The sequence below is a fragment of the Streptomyces sp. NBC_00523 genome, assembly GCF_036346615.1.
Classification (GTDB): domain Bacteria; phylum Actinomycetota; class Actinomycetes; order Streptomycetales; family Streptomycetaceae; genus Streptomyces.
The window spans coordinates 218,270-235,947 of sequence record NZ_CP107837.1 but is presented as its reverse complement, the minus strand read 5'-3'; the positions used below and the strand labels follow the sequence as shown (position 1 = coordinate 235,947).

19 protein-coding genes are annotated in these 17,678 nt (G+C 72.1%); 13 read left to right on the top strand and 6 right to left on the bottom strand.

The window, feature by feature from the left end:
• Nucleotides 1-24 precede the first annotated feature (24 nt).
• Nucleotides 25-693 carry a hemerythrin domain-containing protein gene (locus OHS17_RS33560; protein WP_330315572.1) on the top strand — a complete coding sequence of 223 codons (669 nt, stop codon included), beginning with the start codon at nucleotides 25-27 and terminating at the stop codon, nucleotides 691-693.
• On the top strand, nucleotides 690-1,223 hold the full coding sequence (locus OHS17_RS33555) for an anthrone oxygenase family protein (protein WP_330315571.1): 534 nt from the start codon (nucleotides 690-692) through the stop codon (nucleotides 1,221-1,223). Before OHS17_RS33560 ends, OHS17_RS33555 begins: the two co-directional genes overlap by 4 nt.
• 68 nt (nucleotides 1,224-1,291) lie before the next feature.
• Here the strand turns inward: OHS17_RS33555 and OHS17_RS33550 are convergent, their stop codons facing one another.
• The 5 genes from OHS17_RS33550 to OHS17_RS33530 form a co-directional block, all read right to left on the bottom strand.
• Entirely contained in the window at nucleotides 1,292-2,140 is an 849-nt protein-coding gene (locus OHS17_RS33550; protein ID WP_330315570.1) for an alpha/beta fold hydrolase, read from the bottom strand.
• Nucleotides 2,137-2,667, bottom strand: a complete 531-nt coding sequence (locus OHS17_RS33545) for an SRPBCC family protein (RefSeq protein WP_330315569.1) — start codon at nucleotides 2,665-2,667, stop codon at nucleotides 2,137-2,139. Before OHS17_RS33545 ends, OHS17_RS33550 begins: the two co-directional genes overlap by 4 nt.
• 71 nt (nucleotides 2,668-2,738) lie before the next feature.
• Entirely contained in the window at nucleotides 2,739-4,232 is a 1,494-nt protein-coding gene (locus OHS17_RS33540) for an FAD-binding protein (protein WP_330315568.1), read from the bottom strand.
• Nucleotides 4,233-4,251: 19 nt separating this feature from the next.
• Nucleotides 4,252-5,808 carry a flavin-containing monooxygenase gene (locus OHS17_RS33535; protein ID WP_018105949.1) on the bottom strand — a complete coding sequence of 519 codons (1,557 nt, stop codon included), beginning with the start codon at nucleotides 5,806-5,808 and terminating at the stop codon, nucleotides 4,252-4,254.
• Nucleotides 5,809-5,817: 9 nt separating this feature from the next.
• Nucleotides 5,818-6,696 (bottom strand): class I SAM-dependent methyltransferase, encoded by an 879-nt coding sequence (locus OHS17_RS33530; protein WP_018105948.1) that lies wholly within the window; start codon nucleotides 6,694-6,696, stop codon nucleotides 5,818-5,820.
• A gap of 193 nt (nucleotides 6,697-6,889) precedes the next feature.
• On the opposite strand from OHS17_RS33530, the gene OHS17_RS33525 reads away from it, so the two are divergent.
• The 3 genes from OHS17_RS33525 to OHS17_RS33515 are packed head-to-tail and all read left to right on the top strand — an operon-like array spanning nucleotide 6,890 to nucleotide 8,893.
• A complete protein-coding gene (locus OHS17_RS33525; protein ID WP_018105947.1) occupies nucleotides 6,890-7,144 on the top strand; it encodes a hypothetical protein in 255 nt (84 codons plus the stop codon).
• 10 nt (nucleotides 7,145-7,154) lie between these two features.
• Nucleotides 7,155-8,141 carry a 3-oxoacyl-ACP synthase III family protein gene (locus OHS17_RS33520; protein ID WP_330315567.1) on the top strand — a complete coding sequence of 329 codons (987 nt, stop codon included), beginning with the start codon at nucleotides 7,155-7,157 and terminating at the stop codon, nucleotides 8,139-8,141.
• Complete coding sequence (locus tag OHS17_RS33515; protein ID WP_018105945.1) at nucleotides 8,138-8,893, top strand: SDR family NAD(P)-dependent oxidoreductase; 756 nt, start codon at nucleotides 8,138-8,140, stop codon at nucleotides 8,891-8,893. The genes OHS17_RS33520 and OHS17_RS33515 overlap by 4 nt, the downstream gene beginning before the upstream one ends.
• A 134-nt stretch (nucleotides 8,894-9,027) precedes the next feature.
• Here OHS17_RS33515 and OHS17_RS33510 read toward each other — a convergent pair whose 3' ends face one another.
• On the bottom strand, nucleotides 9,028-9,885 hold the full coding sequence (locus OHS17_RS33510) for an AfsR/SARP family transcriptional regulator (RefSeq protein WP_161209503.1): 858 nt from the start codon (nucleotides 9,883-9,885) through the stop codon (nucleotides 9,028-9,030).
• Nucleotides 9,886-10,263: 378 nt separating this feature from the next.
• Between OHS17_RS33510 and OHS17_RS33505 the strand changes: the two genes are divergently transcribed.
• The 8 genes from OHS17_RS33505 to OHS17_RS33470 are packed head-to-tail and all read left to right on the top strand — an operon-like array spanning nucleotide 10,264 to nucleotide 17,646.
• On the top strand, nucleotides 10,264-11,481 hold the full coding sequence (locus tag OHS17_RS33505) for an aminotransferase class I/II-fold pyridoxal phosphate-dependent enzyme (RefSeq protein ID WP_161209504.1): 1,218 nt from the start codon (nucleotides 10,264-10,266) through the stop codon (nucleotides 11,479-11,481).
• Between the two features lie 46 nt (nucleotides 11,482-11,527).
• On the top strand, nucleotides 11,528-12,778 hold the full coding sequence (locus OHS17_RS33500; RefSeq protein ID WP_330315566.1) for a beta-ketoacyl-[acyl-carrier-protein] synthase family protein: 1,251 nt from the start codon (nucleotides 11,528-11,530) through the stop codon (nucleotides 12,776-12,778).
• Nucleotides 12,775-13,617: a MaoC/PaaZ C-terminal domain-containing protein gene (locus OHS17_RS33495; RefSeq protein ID WP_330315565.1), complete on the top strand. Its 843-nt coding sequence runs from the start codon at nucleotides 12,775-12,777 to the stop codon at nucleotides 13,615-13,617. The genes OHS17_RS33500 and OHS17_RS33495 overlap by 4 nt, the downstream gene beginning before the upstream one ends.
• Nucleotides 13,614-15,143: an AMP-binding protein gene (locus OHS17_RS33490; RefSeq protein WP_330315564.1), complete on the top strand. Its 1,530-nt coding sequence runs from the start codon at nucleotides 13,614-13,616 to the stop codon at nucleotides 15,141-15,143. Before OHS17_RS33495 ends, OHS17_RS33490 begins: the two co-directional genes overlap by 4 nt.
• Nucleotides 15,140-15,397: an acyl carrier protein gene (locus tag OHS17_RS33485; RefSeq protein WP_330315563.1), complete on the top strand. Its 258-nt coding sequence runs from the start codon at nucleotides 15,140-15,142 to the stop codon at nucleotides 15,395-15,397. The genes OHS17_RS33490 and OHS17_RS33485 overlap by 4 nt, the downstream gene beginning before the upstream one ends.
• A 2-nt stretch (nucleotides 15,398-15,399) precedes the next feature.
• Entirely contained in the window at nucleotides 15,400-16,440 is a 1,041-nt protein-coding gene (locus tag OHS17_RS33480) for a hypothetical protein (protein WP_330315562.1), read from the top strand.
• Nucleotides 16,433-17,269 carry a tryptophan synthase subunit alpha gene (trpA, locus tag OHS17_RS33475; protein WP_330315561.1) on the top strand — a complete coding sequence of 279 codons (837 nt, stop codon included), beginning with the start codon at nucleotides 16,433-16,435 and terminating at the stop codon, nucleotides 17,267-17,269. Before OHS17_RS33480 ends, trpA begins: the two co-directional genes overlap by 8 nt.
• 2 nt (nucleotides 17,270-17,271) lie before the next feature.
• Complete coding sequence (locus OHS17_RS33470) at nucleotides 17,272-17,646, top strand: ectoine synthase (RefSeq protein WP_161209518.1); 375 nt, start codon at nucleotides 17,272-17,274, stop codon at nucleotides 17,644-17,646.
• The last annotated feature ends 32 nt before the right edge of the window (nucleotides 17,647-17,678 follow it).

Here is a 17,678-nt window from a genome sequence, read left to right as displayed (position 1 = left end):
TACCCCCTCGTGTGAGGAGGCACCATGACCGGTACCGAACCGATGACGAGCGAACACCTCCCGTCGCTGCCCGGGCACTTCCACGGATTCGCGCTGATGCACATCGCGATGCGCCGTGACGCCGCCCGCCTCGTGGCCGTCGCACGCTCCGGGCCCGGCGCCCGCACCGGCGGAACGGTCACCTGGTGGCACAGCCTGCGCGAGGTGATCGACTGGCACCACCACAGCGAGGACGCCGTCCTCTGGCCCGAACTCCGGAGCGCCGTCCCCGGCTTCGCGCAGGCGGCCGACGCCATCGACGGCGACCACCAACGCCTCGACGCGGCGATGGACGCCGTCGGCGCCGCGCTCCGCCCGGGCGCCGACCCCGGGGCGCTGCGCCCCGCGGCCGACGCCTTCGCCGCCGTCCTGCGCGACCACCTCGCCGCCGAGGAGCGCATCGCCTTCCCCGCCTTCACCGCGCTCGGCGCCTCGCGCTACGCGTCCGTGGAACGGCGGTTGCTGCGGACCGCGCCGCCCGGCGTGCTCGCCCGCCTCCAGCCCTGGATGTTCGACGGGGCGGACCCGGCCTCCGCGGCCCACGTCGCCGCCACCATCCCGCCACCGGTACGGCTGCTCGGCCGGACGGTGCTGCGCCGCCGCTACGAACGCCTGCTCGCCCCCGTACTGCGCACCGCCGAGGAGAAGCCATGACCGCCACCGCGCCGACCACCTCCCTCCCGGCCCGGCCGGGCGGACGCACCGAAGCCTCGCTGTACGCGGCCACCATCGCGATGGGGCTGAGCGCGGGGCTGTACTTCGCGTTCGACGTGTCCGTCATGCCCGGGCTCGACCGCACCGACGACGCGGCCTTCGCAAGCGCCATGGGCCACATCAACGACGCCATCGAGAACGGGTTCTTCGGGCTCGTCTTCTTCGGCGCGTTCCTGGCCACCGGGGTCTCCGGCGTCTCCCTGCGCCGCCTCGGCCACACCCGCGCCGCCCGCTGGACCTGGGCCGCCCTCGCCCTCTACTCGGCGGCCGTCGCCGTCACGATGAAGGTCAACATCCCCCTCAACCGCCGGCTCGCCCAGCTGACCGCGGAGGCGTCGGGCCCCGAGATCGCCCTGATCCGCGACCGCTTCCGCGGCACCTGGACCCCGGCCAACGCCGCCCGCACCCTGGCCTGCACGGCGGCGCTCGCCTGCCTGGGGCGGGCGCTCACGCTGCGGGCCCGCGGCTGATCCCTACGCATACGCGGAAGGGCGGCCGGCCCCCGCCCGGGACCGGCCGCCCTTCCGCGTGCGCCGCGCTATCCGTGATCGCGCGTCAGCTCGCTGACCGCGCCCACCACCGTCTGCGGCGCCTCCAGGGGCAGCATGTGCCCCGCGTCCGGCACCTCCTCGAAGCGTGCCCGGGGCAGCGCCTCCGCGACGACCCGGCCGAGCTTCGGCGCGATCACCTTGTCGGCGGTGCCCGCGAGGACCACCGCCGGCACGGTCACCGACACCAGGGCCTCGCGCAGGTCCATGCCCCGCGAGGAGCGGAACGCCTCCGCGCGCACCGCGGGCCCGGCCGCGGCGAACATCTGGCGGTTCACCTCGCTCAGCCGCCGGTCCGCCTTCGGGCCGAGCATGTTCTGCCCGAGGAGCTTGCGGCCCAGGGCCGGCCGCGAGACCGCCCGTTGGAACAGCGCGCTGCCCATCATGCGGACCTCGCTGTCCGGGGTCTCCTGGTCGTGCGCCGCCGTGGCCAGCAGCACCAGGCCGCTCAGCGCGGCGGCGTTCCGGTCCTCCGACGCGGCGTACGACAGGGCGGCGAACCCGCCCCCGGAGTGCCCGACGACGACCGCGTCCGGCGCCTCCACGTGCGCCAGGACCGCGCCCAGGTCCGCCCCGAGCCGGGCGATCCCGAAGGGCTCGGCGCCCTGCGAGGAGGCGCCGTGGCCCCGGAGGTCGTAGGAGACGACGCGGTGCCCGAGGCGGATCAGCCGGTCGGCCACCGTGCTCCACACCCGGCGCGACGCGCCCCAGCCGTGGACCAGCACCACGGTCACGCCGGTCGGGGGCGTGAGCGGCGGCAGGACGGACACCGCCAGGCGGGCCCCGTCGTCGGTGCGCACCTGCGTCTCGGTCGCCGGTGCGGCGGCCACCGTCGTCATCGGGTACTGCCCTCCAGCTTCCGGGCCTGTGCCGCCTCACCGGACCGTGCGGCCGGAGCGCTCTCCGCCGCGAGGATCTCGCCGAGCCGGACGAACGCCTCGCTGGTGGCGGTGGAGTGTTCCGCGCCGATGTCGGCGACCTTCGCGAGGAGCTTCAGGAAGCCGTTCGGCCGGCCAACGAAGTGCATGCCGACCTTGGTGCGGCCCCCGTCGAGCGGTTCGACGTAGAAGTCGCTGGTGCCCCGGAACACCCCGGACACGTAGTCGACCGACAGCAGCCGCTGGGGCTCGACGGCCCGGGTGCGCGCGGTGAACCGCAGCTTCGGGCCGCCCTTGTCGACGCCCTTGGTGTGCACCGTGACCGCGACCTCGGCGCCCACCTCGTCCGGCGAACCGGACACGGTGGCGAAGGTGTTGGCCGGCACCCACCAGCGGCCGGCGCCGCGGAACTCGGCGATCAGCGCCGCCCACACCGCTTCCGGCGGCGCGTCCACGATCGCCTCGTCGATCAAGTCGTAAACTGTCATGCCGATTCTCCTGTCGGGGTGTTCCGGGTGGCGGTCTGGGTCTCGCCGGCCGGGGCCCGGGGCGTCCCGGATCAGCCGAAGAAGCCCTGACCGGGGGTGAGGATGCCCGCCGGGTCGTAACGCCGCTTCGCCGCGACGAGGACCTTCCAGCGGATGCCGAAGTGGGCCCGCCAGTCCGCCGAGGTCATGTTCGGGATCGCGCCCACCAGATACCGCTTGGCGCCCAGCGCGACCGCCTTGTCGTACAGGCGGCGGTTCTGGTCCAGCATCCGCGCGATGTCCGCGCCCGGGGCCGGGAAGCGGAGCACGTCGCACAGGTACGCGGTCGGCTCGGAGGGCTGCACCGACAGCGGGCGGGTCAGCTTCGACGTCGGGTACGGGTAGTAGAGCAGGAAGCCCGCGCCCAGGTCGTCGCTGTTCAGCTCGGCGGTCAGCAGGTCCGCCATCGCCTTCGCCTTCGAGGCCGGGACGAACAGGCTCAGCCACGGCTTGGGCTGACCCCAGAAGTCGTTCTCCTTGAGCCACGCCTCGTCGCCGTCGGTACGGAACACGGCCTCGCGGAACGGCAGGTCCTCGATCGTCGCGGACGCCCGCACATCGTGCAGACCGGTGAGCAGCGCGGTGCGGTTGGGCGCGGTGCTGCCCTTCCAGTACGCCTGGCCCTCCAGCTTGTACCACCAGCCGGAGTCGTCCGGGGTGCGGGCGATCTCGCCGACCTGGCCCTCGAACCGCTTCTCGGCCATGAGCTTCTCGGAGTCGGCGAGGAACGCGGACACGTCGTTGTAGTAGAGGGTGAAGACGGTCATCTTCGGCGGTGCCGGGATCAGGGCGACCTCGGCCCGCACGATGATGCCGACCTGGCCGCCGCCGCCGAGCGCCGTGTTGAACAGATCGGCGTGGCAGCTGGGGCTGGCCGTGATCAGGTCACCGTTGCCGGTGACGATGTCGATCGACTTCACGGTGTCGATCTGCAGCCCGTAACGCGCCACGGTGGAGCCGATGCCGCCGACGCTGAGCGTGCCGCCTATCGACAGGTGCAGGTAGTCGGTGAGCGCCGGCGGGGTCAGGCCCCGGGCGAGGGCGGCGTCGGTGAGCTGCGCCCACGTGACGCCGGTCTCCACCACGGCGGACGAGGAGCCGATGCGGACGATCTTCGTCAGACCGCGCGCGTCGATCGCGATGCCGCCCTGGGGGACCTGCGCCTGCCCGTAGCAGGAGTGCGACTCCTCGTCGCCGTTCTGCCCGCCGCGGCCGTTCATCGCGATCTTCAGCCCGTTGGCCCGGGCGTAGTTGACCATCTTGACGATGTCTTGCACCGAGCCGGGACGCAGCACCGCCCAGCACGCGCCGGTCACCATGTGGCCGAAGTCGTGGTTGAACGTGGACTTGACACCCGCCGAGGTCTCCAGCGTGCCGTCGAGCGCCGGCAGGCTCGCCGCGGTATGGGCGAAGGAGTCCGACTCACGTGCCCACGCCTGGTGCGAAGTGCTCCAGCCGATGACCGTGGCGGCCGCCATGCCCCCGAGGATGCTGCGCCGCGTGATGGGGGTGCTGCTGCTTCTCATTCGGTCTGTCTCCCGTCCATTACGTGTGGTTCAGGGCCGGCAGGCCGGCGCCCGCGAGGGTGGCGAGCTGGTACTCGGAAGGGGTGAAGCGCTTGGTCTGGCGGCGGAAGCGCCAGGTGTACGTCGGCCAGATCGACGGGTTGCGCCCGTGTGCGTCGAGGTACCAGCTCTTGCAGTTGCCTGCGTTCCACACGGTGCCATCGAGGCGGGCCTGCAGCCGCTCGTTCCAGTCGTCCTGGACCGTCTTTCGAACCTCCACCGAGGCCAGGCCCTTCTGGTCCATGACCTTCAGCGCGTCCAGCACGTAGCCGATCTGCGCCTCGATCATCACGACCTGCGAGGAGTGCCCCAGGGTGGTGTTCGGGCCGAGCAGCAGGAACAGGTTCGGGAAGCCGGCGACGGTGGTGCCGCGGTGCGCGGCCATGCCGTCCTCCTGCCACACCTCGCGCAGCGACCTGCCCTCGCGGCCGGTGATCCGCCCGGCGACCGGGCGGTCCGTGGCCTTGAAGCCGGTGCCCAGGATGATCGTGTCGATCTCCCGCTCGGCCCCGTCGGCGGTCACGATCGAGTGGGCGGTGACCTTGGCGATGCCGTCGGTGACCAAGTCCACGTTGGGCTGCTGGATCGCCGGGTACCACGTGTTGGAGAACAGCAGGCGCTTGCACGCCATCACGTAGTCCGGGGTGAGCTTCGCGCGCAGCTTCTCGTCGGCGACCGACTTCTTCAGGTGGTCGCTGGCCATCTTCTGCATCTTCCCGGCGACCTTGGGCCGCTTCATCACGAAGGCCAGGATCTCCCGGCCCCACATGTTGAAGTTCCGCCGGAAGTTCTGGTAGCCGGGGACCCCGCGCAGCAGCTTGGACTGGAGCGGGCTCGTCTCCTTGTCGTTCTTCGGGCCGATCCACGGCGGGGTCCGCTGGTAGAGGTCGAGCCGCCCCACCTCGGGCTGGATCTTCGGCACGAACTGGATGGCGGAGGCGCCGGTGCCGATCACGGCGACGTTGCGCCCGCTCAGGTCGTGGTCGTGCCGCCAGCGGGAGGAGTGGAAGACGGCGCCCTCGAAGTCGGAGAGGCCCGGGATGTCGGGGACCGCCGCCTCGCTGAGATAGCCGGTGCCGCTCACCAGGACCTGCGCGGTGTAGTCGCCCTGCGAGGTCTCGATGTGCCAGCGGCGGGTCGTCTCGTCCCAGCGGGCCCCGAGCAGTTCGTGGCCGAAGCGGATGTGCGGACGCACCCCGAACCGGTCGGCGGTGTCCCGCAGGTACGCGTACAGCTCGTCGCGCTTGCCGAATGTGGACTTCCACTCCGGGTTCTGCGCGAACGAGAACGAGTACAGGTGGGACATCACGTCGCAGGCAGCACCCGGGTAGGAGTTGTCCCGCCAGGTGCCGCCCACCTCGTCGGCGCGTTCGAAGACGAGGAAGTCGTCCACGCCCTTCTGCAGCAGCCGGATCGCCATGCCGAGGCCGGAGAACCCGCTGCCGATGACGGCGACGCGCAGATGCCGCTGCGGTCCGCCGCCGCCGGCCGGGCGGCTGTCCTCGTCGCTGCGCGGCGGCTCTAGAGTGCTCGTCACGTCAGCCTCCTAGCGGCGCGCGATGGTGACGCGGAAGTTGTTGAAGAACTTGTCCTCGAGCGTGTACGCGAAGATGTCGAGGTAGCGCTCGAAGCGGGCCACGACCTCCTCGCCCTCCATGGCGACGGCCTCGTCACGGCGCTCGGCGAGCAGCTTCAGCCAGGCGCGGCAGGCCACCGCGAACGACTCGCGCTCGTTGACGACCTCGACCACGTCGAACAGGCCCTCGGCGGCCTGCGTCAGCTCGTGCAGGTGCGGGATGTGGCAGTTCTCGAACTCCGAGCGCTGCAGGAACTTCAGGTCGTCGAGCAGCTGCCGGTTCATGGGCAGCGCCTCGGCCGTCATGGTGTGCAGCACGAAGCGGGCGCCCGGCTTCAGGGTGGCGCCGACCTTCTGGAAGAACACCCGGTACTTCTTGGTGCGCTCGCGCGGCGGCAGCGTCGAGGAGACGAAGTGCTCCAGGGCGTTGATGCAGAACGCCGCGTCGTACGGGTCGTCGGTGGTGTGGTCCTCCCAGGACTCCACCCGCGTGGTGATCCGCGGGTTGTCCAGGCCGGCGATGAACTGCTCCTGCGTGCGGCTGAGCGTCAGCCCGACCGCCTGCTCGACGCCGTGCACCGTGGTGACGCGGTTGAGCATGGTGCCCCACCCGCAGCCCACGTCCAGGACGCGGCGGGCGTTCGCCGCTCCGGCCAGCTCGACGAACTTGTCCAGCTTGCGCTCCTGGGCCTCGTCGAGGGCCTCGGTGAGACCCTCGCCCTCCTCCCAGTAACCGCCGGAGTACATCATCGTCGGGCCCAGCAGGAGGCGGTAGAAGTCGTTGCTCACCTCGTAGTGGTGCCTGATCGCGTCGACCTCGGGGACCGACTGGTTTGCGACCGTGGTCATCTTCGTCCTCAACTCCCGTCCGGCTCATGCTCATGGCGTGGTGCCTGCGATGTCATCGCGAGACGAAGAAAACCCCCGCGTCGCAAGAGACGTGCAACACGACCGGGGCGCCGGCTGTTGCGCGCCGGTTGCGTGCGTACGGGTTCCATGCGTCTCGAAAAGGCCAAGCCCTGCGGAGGAAGGACCTCACCCCATGTCTCTGCCCACCATCGAAGAACTGGCGAGCCAGCTCGAGGCCGTGTCCGGCGCCCAGAAGGTCGACCCGGACCACCCGCTCCAGCACATCCCGGACGTGGACTCGCTGGACCTCATGGAGTGGCTGTACGGGTTCCAGAACACCTACCCGGACATCCCGGCCGACGAGTCGCTCTTCGCCGACCTGGACGACACCACCACGCTGCGCCACGTCTACGACCGCATCCTGGCACTCGTGCCGGCGCAGGCCTGAGCGGGCGCGCATGAACGGCTTCGACATCACCGGATGGGGCATATCCGTCCCCGAAAAGGTGGTCACCAGTGCGGAGCTCGCCGAGCGCTTCGGCGTGGACGAGCACTGGATCACCAGCCGGTGCGGGATCAGTGAACGGCGCGCCGTCGGGCCCGGCCAGACGACTGCCTCGCTGGCCGTCGAGGCCGGCCGGCGCGCCCTCGCCAAAGCGGGCCTGAGCGGCGGCGACATCGCTCATCTGATCGTCGCCACCGCCACGCCCGAGCAGCCCTCGCCGGCGACGTCCGCGTTCGTCCACCACGAACTGGGCATCGCCGGCAGCGCGCACGACGTCAACTCCGAGTGCGCGGGCTTCGTCTACGGGCTCGTCTCCGCGATGGCCCTCATCGCGATCGACCCGCGGCCGATCCTGCTCATCGGCTCCGACACCCACACGCTGACCGCGAACCCCGCCGACCGGGACCTGTCGATCCTGGTCGGGGACGGCGCGGGAGCCGTCGTGCTCGTCCCCGCGGCCGACAGCAACGTCCTGGCCTGGAACCTGGGCGCGGACGGCAGCTGCACCGGCAGCCTCAAGGTCCTCGCGGGCGGCAGCCGTATGCCGACCACCGAGGAAACGGTGCGCCAGGGTCTGCACTACGCGCAGATCAACGGGAACGAGATCTATCTGAACGCCGTGCGGTACACGGTCCGTACGGTCCGGGAGACGCTGAAGAACGCCAAGGTCGAGGCGGCCGACGTCCGCCACGTCATCCCGCACCAGGCCAACATCCGCATCATCAACTCGATTCTCAGCCACACCGGGCTGCGGCCCGAGGCCCTGGTCGCGAACCTGCACAAGTACGGGAACACGGCGTCCGCGTCCATCCCGATCGCGCTGGCCGAGGCGCTGGACGAGGGCCGCATCGAGAACGGCGACCTGGTCCTGTTGGCCGGCTTCGGCGCAGGCATGACCTGGGGCTCCATGCTCCTCGAATGGCGCGGAGGGACACGATGAGTACGCAGAAGCCCGCCGGCACCCGGCCCGAGCACCCCGTCGCCCTGGTGACGGGCGCCTCCGGCGGGCTCGGCCAGGCGCTGGCGATCGAACTGGACGCCCTCGGCTGCAAGGTGGCCGTCCACTACAACAGCGCCAAGGACGCCGCGCTCGCGGTGCAGGAGAAGCTCTCCAACGACTCCGTCCTGGTGACCGGCGACGTCGGCTCGTACGAGGCCGTCACGGCGATGCACGCGCAGATCGCCGAGCAACTGGGCCCGGTCGACGTCCTCGTCAACAACGGCGCGATCCGCCGTGACCAGGTCATGGCGATGCAGAAGCCCGAGGACTGGGCGGCGGTGATCCAGACCAACCTCATCGGCTCCTTCCACACGGCCCGGGTGTGCGTCCCGCACATGCTGCGCAAGCGGTGGGGCCGGGTGATCAACGTGGTCTCGCCGTCGGGTCTGATCGCGACGGCCGGGCAGACGGCGTACTCCGCGTCCAAGGCCGGCCTGATCGGCTTCACCCGGACGCTGGCCGCCGAGTGCGGACGGCGGGGCGTCACGGTCAACGCGCTCTCGCCCGGATTCATGATCACGGGCATGACGCAGACCCTCCCCGACCACGTGGTGGAATCGATGGAGAAGAAGGCACCGGTGCCCCGCTTCGTGACCGTGGAAGAGGTGGCGCGCAGCTCCGCCCTCTTCCTCGACCAGGACTGTATGACCGGCCAGGTCATCAGCATCGACAGCGGCGTCACCATCACCTGATATCCACCCCCGGGGGGCTTTCCGAGAAAGCCCCCCGGGGAAAAAAATTCCGCACGAAACGTCCGCGGAATGCTCCTGCGAACCGGATTTCGCAGGAGCATTCCGCGGACGTTTCCCTGCCCGGGCAGGGCCGCCTACGCGGCCGGCGGGAGCAGGGGCTCGTACGCGCTCATCAGGAGCGGGTCGATGGTCGCCGGGCCGCCGTACGGGGCCATGGCCCGGGCCGTCTCGCGGGCCGGGCCGGGCTCGCGGAGCAGGCCCAGATAGAGCGACTGGGTGGACGGGGCGGGCTCGATGCCGAGCTCGTCCGACAGGAGCTCGCGCAGCTGCTGGTAGACCCGCAGCGCGTCGGCCCGGTTGCCGGCGGCGGCGTGCGCCGTCATCCGGCAGCGGTGCGCGCTCTCCCGGAACGGCGCCCTGCGCACCGCCTCGTCGGCGTACCGCAGGGCGTGGTGGCTGTTGCCGAGTGCGGCGGCCGAGGCGCTGGAAAGCTCCAGGGCGCTCAGGCGTACCGCCTCGATGCGCTCGCGGGTGGTGTTCACCCACTCGCCCTCGTGGGCGGGCAGGAACGCGCCGCGCAGATTGGCGACCGCGCCGGAGGCCAGTTGCAGGGCCACCGCGTGGGCGCCCTCCCGGCACGCCTGCCGGGCCTCGGAGACCGACGCCTCGGCCGTCTCCACATCGGTGAGCGCGTCGCTCGGCAGATGCAGCAGATAGCGCCCGCTCTGGGCGACCAGCGGCGTCTCGCCGGGCTTCTGGTGCGCGCTGGTGACGAAGGACCGCACCCGGCTGACGACACTGCGCAGCGCGGACGCCCAGGTGTCGGGCAGGCCCTGTGGCCACAGCGTGTCCGCGAGCTGGTCGCGGCTGGTGCCCGCGGAACGCTCCAGGACGAGCCGGGCGAAGGCGATTTGGGCCTGTGCGCTCGACAGGTGCCGGGGCGGTTCCGCCTCGTGCTCGATGCTGACAAGTCCTACGAGCCGGATCAACACGTCGACACTCCCCCTGCGGCAGATCAGGAACCGAGCGGGGAACACGGCGCCGTTGCTTTCTCTTTGCGCCGTTCGGTTCTCGCCATTCCCCGTGATGTCGTCGTGACCCTCGCAGGGGCGTTCAGGCCGTGTCAATTGAGCCCGGGAACATACCGGGGGGAATGAGTGGAAGCCCAAGTTCCGCTGAATCGAGGGTCCATGTTTCCGCCCTTCTCCATGCGTTCACCAGGGGATTTCTAGTGAATCCCGAGCGGCTTCGAGCGTAATTCGAGAAGGGCTCCGGCTTCCTTGTTGCGGCCGCGTTGCGGAGCGCGGCGTAGAAATCCTGTCATGAATAGGCCGTTCGCCGGCCGACTGAATCAGTCTGAGGAGACTCACGTGAACGCAACCGGAGGCTGGGAACGGCTGGCGCCGAAGCTGGCCGTCACGAACAGGCGCGTGGCGGCACTGGAGTCCGAGCCGGAGCGCCGCAACAGTTTCGTCTCCTACACCGTCGAGCGGGACAGCGCGTACGCCGATCTCGACGGGCAACGGCTGCTGATGATGTCCGGCTACAGCTACCTGGGTCTGGGCGGCGACGAACGCGTCGTCGCCGCCGCCAAGGCCGCGCTCGACCTCTACGGCAGCGGCAACCACGGCGTGCGCGCCCTGGCCGGGACGATCCCGCTGCACGAGGAGCTGGAGGCCGAGGTCGCCAGCTTCGCGGACCGCGAGGCGTCCATGGTCTTCAGCTCGGGCTACGCGGCGAACGTGGGCACCGTCGGCGGACTCGTCGGCGCCGGCGACACCGTCTTCATCGACAAGTACGACCACGCCTCCATCGTGGACGGCTGCCGGCTCTCCGGCGCCACCGTCACCCGGTTCCGGCACAACGACGTCGACCACCTCGACCGGCGCCTGGCCGCCGCCTCGCCCGACGGGGTGCGGCTCGTCATCGTCGACAGCGTCTACTCCATGGACGGCGACATCGCCCCGCTGCCCGAACTCCGCAAGGTGTGCGACGAGCACAACGCGCTGCTCATGGTGGACGAGGCCCACGCGCTCGGCGTCATCGGCGCCACCGGGCGCGGCATCGAGGAGCACTTCGACCACCGGGTGAAGGCCGACATCAAGCTCGGCACCCTGTCCAAGGGCATCCCGTCCATGGGCGGCTGGGTCACCGGACCCGCCGAGCTGATCGGCCACCTGCGCTACGCCGCCCGGCCGTTCCTCTTCTCCGCCGCCCTCGCCCCGGCCCAGGCAGGCGCCGCCCTGGAGAGCCTGCGCATCCTGCAGCGGGAACCGGAGCGGGTCACCCACATCCAGCGCGAGTCCGCCCGCCTGCGCGCCCTGGTCAACGCCCAGGGGCTGCGTACGCAGGACAGCGAGACCGCGGTGCTGCCGCTGATCGCCGGCTCCGACGAGAAGGCGTACGACCTGGCCACCGCCTGCCGCCGCAACGGCGTCATCGGCATCCCCGTGGTCACCCCGGCCGTCCCCAACGACCTGGCCAGGCTGCGGATCGCGGTGACCGCGCGGCACACGCCCGAGGACATCGACTTCGCCGCCGACGCGTTCATCAAGTCCGCCCGCGAGTGCGGCATCATCCCGGCCTGACCGGCCGGTCCACGCCCCGGGACACCGGACGGAGACGAGACCGAAGATGACAGCCGCAGCCTCCCACCGCACCCCGGTGGTGATCACCGGGATCGGTGTGGTCACCCCGGCGGGGTGCACCCCCGACGCCCTGTGGGCCGCGCTCCGCGCCGGCCGTTCCACCGCGGCCCCGCTCGACCACCTGGACCTGACCCGCCACCGGGTCCGGATCGGCTGCCGGGTCAGCGGACTCGACACCCAGGGCCCCGACGCGCTCGTGTCCGCCAAGGACGCGCGGCGCATGGATCCCTTCGCGCTGTACGGCACCACGGCCGCCCTCGCCGCCCACCGCGACGCCGGCGCCCCGGTCCCCGAGCCCGGGCGCACCGCCATCGTCGTCGGCAACGCGGTGGGCGGCCGCGCCACCAGCGACCGTGAGTCCGCGCACTACAGCGAGGCGGGCCCGCACCGGGTCAACCCGCTGATGCCGCTGCTCACCATGCCGAACGCGGCGGCCGCCCAGATCGCCATGCGCCTCGGCTGGACCGGCCCCGCGACCACCATCGCGACCACCTGCGCCAGCGGCGTCGACGCCATCGGGCACGCCACCGCGCTCCTGGCGTCCGGCCAGGCCGACGTGGCGATCGCGGGCGGCTGCGAGTCCACCCTGACCCCGGTCACCCTCGCCGCTTTCGGCAACCTGAACGCGGTCTCCGGGCGCAACGACGACCCGGCGCACGCCTCCCGCCCCTTCGACCGGGACCGCGACGGGTTCGTCATGGGGGAGGGGGCCGGATTCGTCGTCCTGGAACGCCTGGACGACGCGCTGGCCCGGGGCGCCCGCACCTACGCCCGCATCGCCGGGTACGCGGCCACCTCGGACGCGTACCACCTGTCGATGCCGCTGGCCGACGGGGCCGGCGCGGTCTCCGCGATGACCGGTGCGCTCACCGCCGCCGGGCTCGCCCCCGACGAGATCACGCACATCAACGCGCACGGCACCTCGACCCCGCACAACGACCGCGCCGAAGCCACGGCCCTCGCCAAGGTCTTCGGCTCCGACGGCCCGCCCGTCACCGCGTCCAAGGGCGTCATCGGCCACCTCATCGGAGCGGCCGGCGCCGTCGAGATCATCGCCGCCGTGCAGGCCATGCGCGCCCAAGAGGTGCCGCCCACCGCCAACCACGAACACCTGGAGCCAGGAATGGAGATCGACGTGGTGCACACCAGTCCACGGCCCGTCGCCCTGGGACCCGCGCTGTCGAACTCCTTCGGCTTCGGCGGCCACAACGCGAGCATGGTGGTGGCGCCGGTATGACGACCACCGCTCAGACCACCGCCCAGCCCCGCACCGCGATCCGCACCCTCACCGCCGACGAGGTGGCCGCCTTCCGGACTGCCGTCCGCGCGGACCTGCCCGCGGCCGGGGAGCCCGGCGCCTCGCCGGTGCACGCCTTCGTCCTCGCGCACACCCTCGCCGACGCGACCGTACGCGACCTGGCGGCGGCCGAGCCCGAGTCCGTCTCCGTCGTCCACCTCGGCCAGGACATCCGGATCGAGCAGCCCTTGCTGCCCGGCGAGCGGATCACCGTCGGCCTCGACGTGGCCGGTGCCCGCCGCGAACCGAAGGGCACCCGCGTCGCCGTCCGGGCCCGCCTCACCGGCGAGGACGGCACCCCGCGCGCCGAACTCCTCACCAGCGCCCTGCTGGTGGGCGCCGCCGCCATCGAGCCCTTCGGCCAGATCCCGTCACCGGCCGCGCCCGCACCCTCCGGCGGAGCCGGTGAACCCGCCGCCGCCGAGCACGTGCTCACCCCCGCCTGGATCCGCGGCTACGCCCACGCCTCCGGCGACCTCAACCCGATCCACCTGGACGACGAGGCCGCCAAGGACGCCGGTTTCCCCAGCGTCATCGCGCACGGGATGAGCGTGCTCGCCCTGGCCGTCGAGGAGATCGCCGACCGGTACGCGGACGGCGACGTCACCCGCGTCCTCGCGGTCAGCGGGCGGTTCTCCGCCCCCGTGGTCCCGGACGTGCCGCTGCGGATCGAACTGGCCCCGGACGCCGACCGCACCCTGGTCCGCTTCACCTGCCGCACCCCCTCGGGCATCGCCGTGAAGAGCGGCTGGGCCCGGCTGGCGGGACGGCGGCCATGACCAGCCAGGGCGCCATCACCGGCCTGCTCCCCGGCTTCCTCACCCAGGTCCGCGAGCGCCCCGACGCGCCCGCCCTGGTCTGGCACGGCGAGGAGACCAGCTACCGCGAGCTGTACGAGAGCGCCGGCCGCGAACGCGAGCGCCTCGCCCTGCTCGGGCTGCCGGCCGGCGAACCCGTCGGCATCCTCGCCGAGAAGTCGCCCGACGCCGTCGCGCTCGTCCTCGGCTGCCTGCTCGCCCACCGCCCGTTCCTGCTGCCCTCCCCGCACCTCGGCGAGCAGCTGCTGACCCAGCTGTTCGCCCAGGCCGGCTGCGGGTACGTGCTGACCCCGGGCGGCGAACCGCGCGGGGTGCGGGTCCCGGCCCGCTCGGCGGCCTACCCGGTGCCTCCCCGTACCGCCTTCATGCTCACCACGTCCGGCTCCACCGGGCTGCCCAAGACCGTCCCGCTGGACGAGCGGGCCGTGGACCGGTTCGTCACCTGGGCCGGGCCCGCCTTCGCCGTCGCGCCGGGGACCACCGTCCTCAACTACGCGCCGCTCAACTTCGACCTCTGCTTCCTCGACGTGTGGACGACCCTCGCGCACGGCGGGCGGGTCGTCCTCGTGGACCCGGACAAGGCCGTCGACGGACGCCACCTGCTCGACCTGCTGCTCCGTCACGACGTGGAGATCGTCCAGGCCGTGCCGATGTTCTACCGGCTCGTGCTGGACGCCGCCCGCCGGGCCGGGGTGCTGCTGCCGTCGGTGCGCCGGGCCGCCTTCACCGGCGACGTCCTGCCCGAACGCACCCTGGCCGAGATGCGCGAGGTGCTACCCGCAGCCCGCCTCACCAATATCTACGGCTGCACCGAGACCAACGACAGCTTCACGTACGACGTCGGCACCGACGCCACCGTCCCCGGCCCGCTGCCCATCGGCACCCCGCTCCCCGGGGTCTCGGTGCTCGTGCTGGACGCCGACGGCCAGGAGGTCACCGGCCCCGGCGCCGGCGAGCTGCACGTCAGGACGCCCTTCCAGACCGCCGGTTACCTCGACCCGGCCCGCAGCCAGGGCCGGTTCACCGGTCACCCGCTCGGCCACGACGACGGCACCTGGTTCCGCACCGGCGACCTCGTACGGCGCGACGCCGACGGGCTGCTGTACCTGACCGGACGCAGCGACTTCCAGGTCAAGGTGCGCGGCGTCGCCGTCAACACCGCCGAGATCGAGCAGGTGCTGCTCAGCCACCCCGCCGTCCTGGAGGCCGGGGTCGCCGCGCAGCCCGACCCGCTCACCGGCAAACGGCTCGTCGCCGGGGTGCGGCGCGCACCCGGCAGCGGCCTCAACAGCCTGCTCCTGAAGGAACACTGCGCCCGCGCCCTGCCCAGGGCCGCCGTCCCCGGCGTCCTGCGGATCACCGACGAACCGCTGCCCAAGACCCCCACCGGAAAGGTCGACCGCACCGCGCTCGACCGGCTGCGCGGACCGTCCCAGGCGCCGGACCACTCCCGCCGGCTGACCACAGTAGAAGGAAGGACGTCATGAGCAACACGGCCACCATCAAGCAGTTCCTGATCGAGGAGTTCCTGCCGGACCTCACGCAGGACGAACTCGCCGACGACCAGGACCTGCTGTCGAGCGGAGCCATCGACTCGCTCGGCCTGCTCAAGCTCATCGCCTGGGTGGAGGACCGCTTCGGCCTCGCCGTGGACGACACGGACCTCGACCCCAACAACTTCCGCAGCGTCAACGCCATCGACACCTTCGTGGCGACAGCACGCCAGGGGGTGAGCGGGTAGTCATGCACGACGCGCTCACCGGCCTGCTGGCGCGGCGCACGGTGGCCGAGCACGAGACCTGGCGGTCTCTGTGGGACCGGCTCGGCGACGGCACGCTCCCCCGGGAGCAGGCCGTCGCCCTGCTGGCCTCGCTGACCACCCGGCTCCCCGACCCCGCGACGCTTGCCGCCCTGCACGGCACCCTCATGGAACGGCGCCCCGCGCGCCCCGGGCCCGCCTGGCCCGCGACCGTCAACGTCGTGGGCACCGGAGGCGGTCCCGCCACCTTCAACGTCTCCACCGCGGCGGCCTTCGTCGCGGCCGCCGCCGGGGTGCGTGTCGTCAAGTCCGGCTCCCGGGCCTACACCTCCAGCCTCGGCTCCGTCGACCTCCTCGAACGCCTCGGGGTGCGCCTCACCTCCTCGTACGAGCAGACCGAGGAGCACCTGGAGCGGGACGGGATCGCCTTCACCGGGCCGTTCGTCTACCCGGTCGAGCTCGCCCGGCTCGCCCGGCTGATCGCGCCCGTGAGCATGAAGCCGTTCGGGCGGTTCCTCAACGCGCTCGGGCCGCTCCTCGCCGACCTGCCGGTCACCGCCCAGGTCACCGGGGTCTCGCACACCATGCCCCTGGACGACCTGCGCCGCCTCGCCGCCACCATCACCGGCCGCACGGTGTGGCTCACCGGCAACGACCGGGGCGCCGACGAACTCCTCGGCTTCGCCCGCAACACCGTGCACATCGCGCGGGGCGAGGACCAGGTCCTGGAGCCCGGCGCGCTGATCCCGGCCGACGGCGGCTTCGAGGCGCTGGCCCCCGCGCCCAAGGACGCGGCCACCGACCACTTCCTGGCCGTGCTCGCCGGGCGCGCCCATCCGGCGGCGACCGGCACCGTCCGCCTCAACGCCGCCGCGCTCGCCCTCGCGGCCGGCCATCACACCACCTGGCGCGACGCGCTCGACGCCACGGACGACGCCGTCACCAGCGGGGCCGCCGTGGCCCTGGTCGAGCGGCTGCGCTCCCGGCGGACCGCGGCGACGGCGGGGGCGGTCCGCCATGGCTGACTTCTTCACCGGGCGCGGACCCGGCCGGCCCGGGCTCACGCTGTTCCTCAACGCGGGCGACCCGCCGCTGGACGAGCTCGCCGAGGTCGTGCACATGCTGGACGAGGAGGGCGTCGACTGCCTCGAACTGGCGGTGCCCTTCCCGGACTCCTTCACCGACGGGCCGGTCGTACGCCGCTCCGCGCGCCGCGCCCTGGACCGGGGCACCGGCCTGGACGACGTCCTCGGCTTCGTCGCCCGCGTCCGGCCGGGGCTGCCGCGGCTGCGGATCGCGCTGCTCGCCGACTGGAGCCACTCCCTCAAGCACCGGGACCTGGGCGCGGCCGTCAAGGACGTCACCGCGTCCGGCGCCGACGGGCTTCTGGTACACGGCCTGCCGCCCCGGCTGCGGGACGCCTACCGCGAGGCCACCGAGGCGGCCGGCACCGCCGTCGTCACCACCTGCTACCCGACCAGCCCCGAGGAGACCCGGGCCCGCGCGGCCCGAGAGTCCTCCGCGTACGTCTATCTGGTGGCGCACTACGGCCGCAGCGGCACCGCGCCGCCCGCCGGACACGCCGCGCTCGCCCCGGTCGTCGCCGGGCTGCGGGCGCACACGAACTCCCCGATCGCCGTCGGCTTCGGGGTCAGTACGCGCAGCCACGTCGCGGCGGTCGCCGCGAGCGGCGCCGACGCAGCGATCGTCGGCTCCGCGGGCGTGGCGCGCGTGGAGCAGGCCCTCGATGAGGAGGGCTCCGTCACCACGGCACTGCGCGACTTCGTCCGGTCGCTCCAGCCCGGACCGGACGAGACCAGTAAGGCCAATACCCCTATCCGAACAAGGAGTTGACCATGATCATCCGTGACCTGGAGACCGTCAAGAGCGTCGACTGGGGCAACGGGCTCAGCCGTCGTTTCCTCACCGAGTCCGACGGCGTCGGCTACTCGATCACCGACACCACGGTGAGAGCCGGCACCAAGTCCCGCCTGGAGTACCGCAACCACCTGGAGTCCTGCTACTGCATCGAGGGCTCCGGCGAGGTGGTCGAGCTCGACGGCACCGTGCACCCCATCACGCCGGGCCGCCTGTACTCCCTCGACGAGCACGACGCGCATTACCTCGTCGCCTCCCCGCACGAGGACCTGAGGCTGGTCTGCGTCTTCACCCCGGCGCTCCAGGGCGATGAGGTGCACAGCCTCGACGCGCACACCTCCTCCGCCTACTGATCCACACGGCACCCGCACCTCTGAAAGGGGTC

Coding starts and splice junctions, on each gene's coding strand:
- OHS17_RS33560 (WP_330315572.1), top strand. CDS start 25: ATGACCGGTACCGAACCGATGACGAGCGAACACCTCCCGTCGCTGCCC.
- OHS17_RS33555 (WP_330315571.1), top strand. CDS start 690: ATGACCGCCACCGCGCCGACCACCTCCCTCCCGGCCCGGCCGGGCGGA.
- OHS17_RS33550 (WP_330315570.1), bottom strand. CDS start 2,140: ATGACGACGGTGGCCGCCGCACCGGCGACCGAGACGCAGGTGCGCACC.
- OHS17_RS33545 (WP_330315569.1), bottom strand. CDS start 2,667: ATGACAGTTTACGACTTGATCGACGAGGCGATCGTGGACGCGCCGCCG.
- OHS17_RS33540 (WP_330315568.1), bottom strand. CDS start 4,232: ATGAGAAGCAGCAGCACCCCCATCACGCGGCGCAGCATCCTCGGGGGC.
- OHS17_RS33530 (WP_018105948.1), bottom strand. CDS start 6,696: ATGACCACGGTCGCAAACCAGTCGGTCCCCGAGGTCGACGCGATCAGG.
- OHS17_RS33525 (WP_018105947.1), top strand. CDS start 6,890: ATGTCTCTGCCCACCATCGAAGAACTGGCGAGCCAGCTCGAGGCCGTG.
- OHS17_RS33520 (WP_330315567.1), top strand. CDS start 7,155: ATGAACGGCTTCGACATCACCGGATGGGGCATATCCGTCCCCGAAAAG.
- OHS17_RS33515 (WP_018105945.1), top strand. CDS start 8,138: ATGAGTACGCAGAAGCCCGCCGGCACCCGGCCCGAGCACCCCGTCGCC.
- OHS17_RS33500 (WP_330315566.1), top strand. CDS start 11,528: ATGACAGCCGCAGCCTCCCACCGCACCCCGGTGGTGATCACCGGGATC.
- OHS17_RS33495 (WP_330315565.1), top strand. CDS start 12,775: ATGACGACCACCGCTCAGACCACCGCCCAGCCCCGCACCGCGATCCGC.
- OHS17_RS33490 (WP_330315564.1), top strand. CDS start 13,614: ATGACCAGCCAGGGCGCCATCACCGGCCTGCTCCCCGGCTTCCTCACC.
- OHS17_RS33485 (WP_330315563.1), top strand. CDS start 15,140: ATGAGCAACACGGCCACCATCAAGCAGTTCCTGATCGAGGAGTTCCTG.
- OHS17_RS33480 (WP_330315562.1), top strand. CDS start 15,400: ATGCACGACGCGCTCACCGGCCTGCTGGCGCGGCGCACGGTGGCCGAG.
- trpA (WP_330315561.1), top strand. CDS start 16,433: ATGGCTGACTTCTTCACCGGGCGCGGACCCGGCCGGCCCGGGCTCACG.
- OHS17_RS33470 (WP_161209518.1), top strand. CDS start 17,272: ATGATCATCCGTGACCTGGAGACCGTCAAGAGCGTCGACTGGGGCAAC.